6 protein-coding genes are annotated in these 5,816 nt (G+C 54.4%); 5 read left to right on the top strand and 1 reads right to left on the bottom strand.

The window, feature by feature from the left end:
* Positions 1–371, top strand: a 371-nt coding sequence (locus IQ260_RS26680) for a hypothetical protein (protein WP_228016464.1), incomplete at its 5' end; no start/stop codon positions are given.
* Positions 372–430: 59 nt separating this feature from the next.
* On the opposite strand, the gene IQ260_RS26675 is transcribed toward IQ260_RS26680, so the two are convergent.
* Entirely contained in the window at positions 431–832 is a 402-nt protein-coding gene (locus IQ260_RS26675; RefSeq protein WP_193996117.1) for a hypothetical protein, read from the bottom strand.
* A gap of 18 nt (positions 833–850) precedes the next feature.
* Here IQ260_RS26675 and IQ260_RS26670 point away from each other — a divergent pair, with 18 nt between their 5' ends.
* From IQ260_RS26670 to mgtE, 4 genes are all read left to right on the top strand, one after another.
* On the top strand, positions 851–1,006 hold the full coding sequence (locus IQ260_RS26670) for a hypothetical protein (RefSeq protein ID WP_193996116.1): 156 nt from the start codon (positions 851–853) through the stop codon (positions 1,004–1,006).
* A gap of 311 nt (positions 1,007–1,317) precedes the next feature.
* Entirely contained in the window at positions 1,318–1,812 is a 495-nt protein-coding gene (locus IQ260_RS26665; protein WP_193996115.1) for a hypothetical protein, read from the top strand.
* Between the two features lie 148 nt (positions 1,813–1,960).
* Positions 1,961–4,057, top strand: coding sequence for a M3 family metallopeptidase (locus IQ260_RS26660; RefSeq protein ID WP_193996114.1), 2,097 nt, complete (start codon positions 1,961–1,963; stop codon positions 4,055–4,057).
* Between the two features lie 129 nt (positions 4,058–4,186).
* Positions 4,187–5,584 carry a magnesium transporter gene (gene mgtE, locus IQ260_RS26655; RefSeq protein WP_193996113.1) on the top strand — a complete coding sequence of 466 codons (1,398 nt, stop codon included), beginning with the start codon at positions 4,187–4,189 and terminating at the stop codon, positions 5,582–5,584.
* Positions 5,585–5,816: the final 232 nt, after the last annotated feature.

The following is a 5,816-nucleotide window of genomic DNA, read 5'->3' as shown; positions in this document are numbered from 1 at the left end:
GATTATCGTCTCGCGTAGAAATATCTACTGACCAGCAACAAGATATCCAAACTACGTTGAAAGACCTGGTAGAAGCTCAACCTAAACCAATACCTATCCTAAAAGCGTTCAATAAGATTGATCATCCTGAAATTCACCAACGATTGGCTGTTGCTATCGCCCAAAGCTCTGGTTTCACGTCAACAGAAAAGAAAAAAATCAATAAGGTAATTGCACGAGTTCAGGAATTGAAAAGCAACGATCCTGGTATAGAGTTTTTTACCCTCAAAGATTTTCTAGAAAAGCTTGGCTGTGAAAAAGTTAAAGGAAGAAAACTTCGCTATCTGACCGAAAAGAGTTTGCTTAAGCTGATAGACCAATGGCCGCTGTAGGTAGTTGATGCCTAGGGAGTGCATCCAAGTTCCTATTCTATAAGGCTAGTGCCGACAGCTTAAATCTCATCAGGATTGATCCCTAGCTGCCGTAATTTAGCAGCCAACTTAGCGGCTTTGTCTTCTGCCCGTGCGACTCTATCTTCTGCCTGGGCGACTCTATCTTCCGCTTGGGCAGCTGCCTGGTTGGCCTGTGCCGCTTTTATTTCAGCCCGTATTACATTGGCCGTTGCCTGTTCAGCTTTTTCTTCCGGTGTGAGCAGCCGACGACCAGTCTCATCATACCAATAGAGCCATTCTCGTTCCCAACCGTTGTAGCGGCCGCTGCTGCGACCCAAACCCAACCCGATTTCCGGTAACCATACTGGTTCACCCTGTAGTCGCTGGTATTCTCCATCTATCAGCTCGTATACCTCTAGCGGCTCTCGGTCTCGACGACGGCGCTGAATGGGTGAATACACGGCATAGTAGCGAAGGTCGTGAAAGATGGCGAGTATGCCAATGCTAGCGCAATCGATAGTTTGCCCCGATACCAGGTGGTCAATACAGGAGTGGTCAATATAGGAATAGTCAACTTAGATCTTGCACCTGGTGGGGAAGCGCTCACCCGCCCAGGGTTCGAAACCCAGGGCTAACCGAAGGGTGTCCACTGGAAGGGACACAAGCATCGGAGATGTGTTTTGAGGGTTCGCTTCTAAGCCGTCAACTATGCGTCGAGCGGTCCGCGACCAACCCCCAACGCCTCACTACCAAAGTGTCCCTTTAGTGGACACCCCTCAGCTAGCGCCGGAGTTTCAACCCGGCGCGGGCTTCAGCTCCACAGCCAACACAGCGGCAAGGGCTCAGTCAATATAGATAACCAACACCCGCCAAAATGTAGCCGACAAGGAATAATAGGAGCTGTTGGGTTTACCCTGACCTCAAGCCCCTACCGCCTGCACTCCCCATGAGATACCTTGTCGCTGCTTTTCGCGATCGCACCCAAGCCGAAGAAGCCTACGCCAGGCTCGAGTCCAACAATTTTTCCATGGACGACATCGCTATTCTGGGCGAGGGATATCAGACCGACGATGAGTTTGGCCTGCAGGACCCTAAAGAAGCCGCCTGGCGACAGGTGCGGCTGATGGCCCTGTGGCTGGTGCCCTTTGGCTTTGGTGGTGGGTTTGTGTTTGACACCATCACCGGTCTCGATACCTTTGCATGGGCGGGCAGGCTGGGCAATCAGCTCCTTGGGGGGCTGCTGGGTGCCGGTTCGGGACTGATGGGCAGCTTTTTTATCGGCGGCGGTCCGGCGTTGCTATTTAACAATAATGAAACGCCCTATCGCGATCGCATCGAAGCGGGCGAATATCTGGTAGTCGTCAATGGTGGAGAAAATGTCATCATCCAGGCAGCCCGAATATTACAGGCCCTCGAACCAGAAGTCCTTGACGCCGAATAGCCCCTCTGGGTAGTTCCCAAACCACACAACCAACCACAGAATAAAATTACTACACTAAGATAAACCCAAGTCAGAATAATTCCGGGAAGCTAACCTTTCTTGGTTTTCCTGAAATCTTGATCACTTCATTTTCCCTTTTGCGATCCCTATGACTTCTACGGCAACTACCAGTGCCCCCACGGCGACTAATCCATTCCTCATTGGCCATGGCCTGCCCCCCTTTGATCAGTTTCATCCCAGCCAGGTGGAGCCCGCCGTCACTGAGCTGATCGGCGATCTGACCACAGCTTTGGAATCATTAGAAGCAACCCTGACGCCGACGTGGGACGGTCTGGCCGTACCTCTGACTAAAATTAGCGAACGTCTGGGCTGGACCTGGGGTGTATTGGGGCATCTCATGGGTGTGCAAAATAGCTCAGAGCTGCGGGCGGCCTACGAAGCGGTACAGCCTGTCCTGGTGCAGTTTGCCACCCGATTGAGTCAGAGCAAAGCCTTCTACGATGGGTTTAAGCAGCTGGCTGCCAGCAACCTCAGTCCGGCCCAGCAACGGATTGTGGACGCGGCTATCCGCGATGCTGAACTCTCAGGCGTGGGTCTGGAGGGCGAGGCGAAACAGCAGTTCAACCAAATTCAACAGCAGCTGGCTGAACTCTCCACCCAGTTTTCTAATCATGTGCTGGATGCCACTAAGGCGTTTAGTCTGACGCTGACCACCCAGGATGAAATCGCGGGCTTGCCCCCCAGCTTGCTGAGTTTGGCGGCCCAAGCGGCCCGTGATGCTGGCGAAGAATCGGCCACATCCACTTCAGGCCCCTGGCGGATTACCCTCGATATTCCGAGCTATGGCCCCTTTCTGAAACACAGTCGTCGTCGAGACCTGCGGGAAAAGCTGTACCGGGCCTATGTGAGTCGAGCCTCCTCTGGGGATCTGGATAATTCTCCTTTGATCGATAAAACCTTGACCCTGAGAAAGCAACAGGCTCAGCTACTGGGCTTTGATACCTACGCGGACCTCAGCATTGCCCGTAAAATGGCTCCCTCGGTAGACGCTGTGGAAGCGCTGATGGAGGAGCTGCGCAGCGCTAGCTATGATGCGGCGGTGAAAGAGCTAGACGAGCTGAAAGCGTTTGCCCAGGCTCAAAAGGCCGGTGAGGCGGACGACCTAAAGCAGTGGGATATTCCCTTTTGGGCGGAACGCATGCGCGAAACTGAGTTTGCCCTCAATGATGAAGAGCTGCGGCCTTATTTTCCGCTACCTCAGGTTCTGGATGGCCTGTTTGGTCTGGCAAACCGACTGTTTGGGGTGACTATCACTGCTGCGGATGGTGAGGCTCCGGTATGGCATCAGGATGTGCGCTATTTTGCGATCGCAGACACCAATGGCAATCCCATCGCCCACTTCTATCTAGACCCCTACAGCCGCCCAGCGGAGAAACGCGGCGGTGCTTGGATGGATGAATGCATCGTTCGGGATCATACGGATTCCTCAAATCCGGTGCGGTTACCGGTGGCCTATCTGGTGTGCAACCAGTCACCGCCGGTCGATGGCAAACCCAGCCTGATGACCTTCCGAGAGGTCGAAACCCTGTTCCATGAGTTTGGCCACGGGCTGCAGCATATGCTCACCCAGGTGGACTACCCAGGGGCAGCAGGCATCAACAATGTGGAATGGGACGCGGTCGAACTCCCCAGCCAGTTTATGGAGAACTGGTGCTATGACCGCAGCACCCTGTTCAAGATGGCCCGTCATTATGAAACCGGTGCAACGCTGCCTGAGGAGGACTATCAAAAGCTGTTGGCTGCTCGCAACTTTATGACCGCCAATGCCATTTTGCGCCAGGTGAATTTTGGCTGGCTCGACCTCGAACTCCATGCCCGTTATCAGCCTGGCGGTTCTGAAACCATCTGGGATGTGCGGGATCGTTTAGCCCAAAAGACCACCATCTTGCCCCCCTTAGCCGAGGACTCCTTCCTCTGTAGCTTTGGCCATATCTTTGCCGGGGGCTATGCGGCAGGCTACTACAGCTACTTCTGGGCCGAGGTTCTGAGCGCTGATGCCTTTGCTGCCTTTGAGGAAGCGGGCATCGATAATGAAGCGGCGGTGCAGGAAACCGGCCAGCGTTTCCGGGATACGGTGCTGGCCCTGGGGGGGAGCCGTCACCCCATGGAGGTCTTTCAAGCCTTCCGAGGTCGTGAGCCGAGTACCGATGCGCTGTTGCAGCATCGCGGTTTAAAGGCGGCGTAGTCGTTTGTAGCGCGTCTATCTGGTATTGGGTGAGCTATATCCACTCAATACCAGAAATTTGCAGTATTTTGTTCGTTCTGCACCCCGTCCGCCACTAGACTAGAGGCAACTGGATCAGGCATACATTCCTTGACGGACACTGAACAGGCTACAAGCGCTGCATCATTCTCGCGCCGGGAACTGCGTGAACTGGTGCGATCGCAACTCCAAGCCCTACTAGAGCAAAATAACTACCAGGGGGCCAAGGCGCTGCTGGTACCCGTGCAGCCTGCCGATATCGCTGAGGCCATTGAAGGTCTGCCCGAAGCGATGCAGGCCTTGGCCTTTCGGCTGCTTTCCAAAAGTGAGGCCATCGAAGTTTACGAAAACCTCGATTCCAGCATTCAACAAAACCTCGTCGAAGATTTTAAGCGCCAGGACGTCATCGACATCGTCGATAAAATGTCCCCTGACGACCGCGCTCGCCTGTTTGACGAGCTTCCCGCCAAGGTAGTTCGACAGTTGCTCCAACAGCTCAGCGCCCAAGAACGTGAGGCCACTGCCCTACTACTAGGCTACGAAGCCGGTACAGCCGGGCGGGCCATGACCCCTGAGTACATCGCCCTCAAAGAAAACTGGACGGTGGAGCAGGCCCTCAATCACATTCGTAAACTGGCCAGCGTCAGCGAAACGGTTTACTACCTGTACGTCACGGACCGTGCCCGCCGTCTAACCGGTATTCTCTCGCTGCGGATCTTGGTGATCGGTCAGCCTGAGCAAACCATTGGTGACTTAATGACCCGTGAGGTGGTCTCGGTCCAAACCGGCATTGACCAAGAAGAAGTCGCCCGGCTGATTCAGCGCTACGACTTTCTGGCTGTCCCCGTGGTTGACACCGAAGAACGGCTGGTGGGGATCATCACCGTTGACGACGTGATCGACATCCTCGAAGAAGAAGCCACCAAAGATATCTATGCCCTAGGGGGTGTACAGTCCGGCGGCGATAACTATTTTCAAACCAATCTGCTCACCGTCGCGCGTAAGCGTGTTGTCTGGCTGTCAGTGCTGCTGGTTGCCAACACATTTACCGCCGCTGTGATCAAAAGCCAGCAAGACCTGATTCAGCAGGTGGCCGTCCTGGCGTCGTTTATTCCGCTGCTGATCGGTACCGGGGGCAATGTGGGGGCCCAGTCATCCACCGTTGTGATCCGAGGCTTAAACACGGACGACCTCAAGCTCAGGGAAGCCTTCCGGGTGATCCGGCGAGAAGCCATAGCCGGAGCCTTTCTCGGCATCATGCTGGGTCTGGTGGTGACAGGCGTAGCCTACCTGGCCCCTGACATTAGCCTGGGCGTGGCCCTGTCGGTTGGGTGTAGTCTGGTGGCGATCTCCATCTTGGCGTCCAGTGCTGGAGCGGCCCTCCCCATCCTTTTTCAGAGTCTCGGGTTTGATCCGGCCCTGATGTCTGCTCCTTTTATTACAACTGTTGTAGATGTGTTTGGTGTCCTGATTTACCTAAATTTGGCCCGCAGGGTGCTTCAAATCTAAGCCTGCCAAGGTTGGCACCCTGCCCGAGGGCAAGACGACCGTACCTAACCGATCCCATACTGATCCCGGTCATGTGTCCTAAATAATTTAGGATATAGATAGTGATGCGTTGCACATCACCCCAGTTTTCTACCACCCACGCTATTTACGACAGCTATCGCCATCAACTGCTACGACCGTAACCGAGACGTCAGCCCGTGCTAAACGACTTCAAGCGAGGTTTGAAAAATTA

This window comes from Leptolyngbya cf. ectocarpi LEGE 11479 (genome assembly GCF_015207065.1).
GTDB classification, from domain to species: domain Bacteria; phylum Cyanobacteriota; class Cyanobacteriia; order Phormidesmidales; family Phormidesmidaceae; genus Leptothoe; species Leptothoe ectocarpi.
Note: the sequence above shows the minus strand (reverse complement) of the source record. Positions and strands in the feature narration are given on the sequence as shown.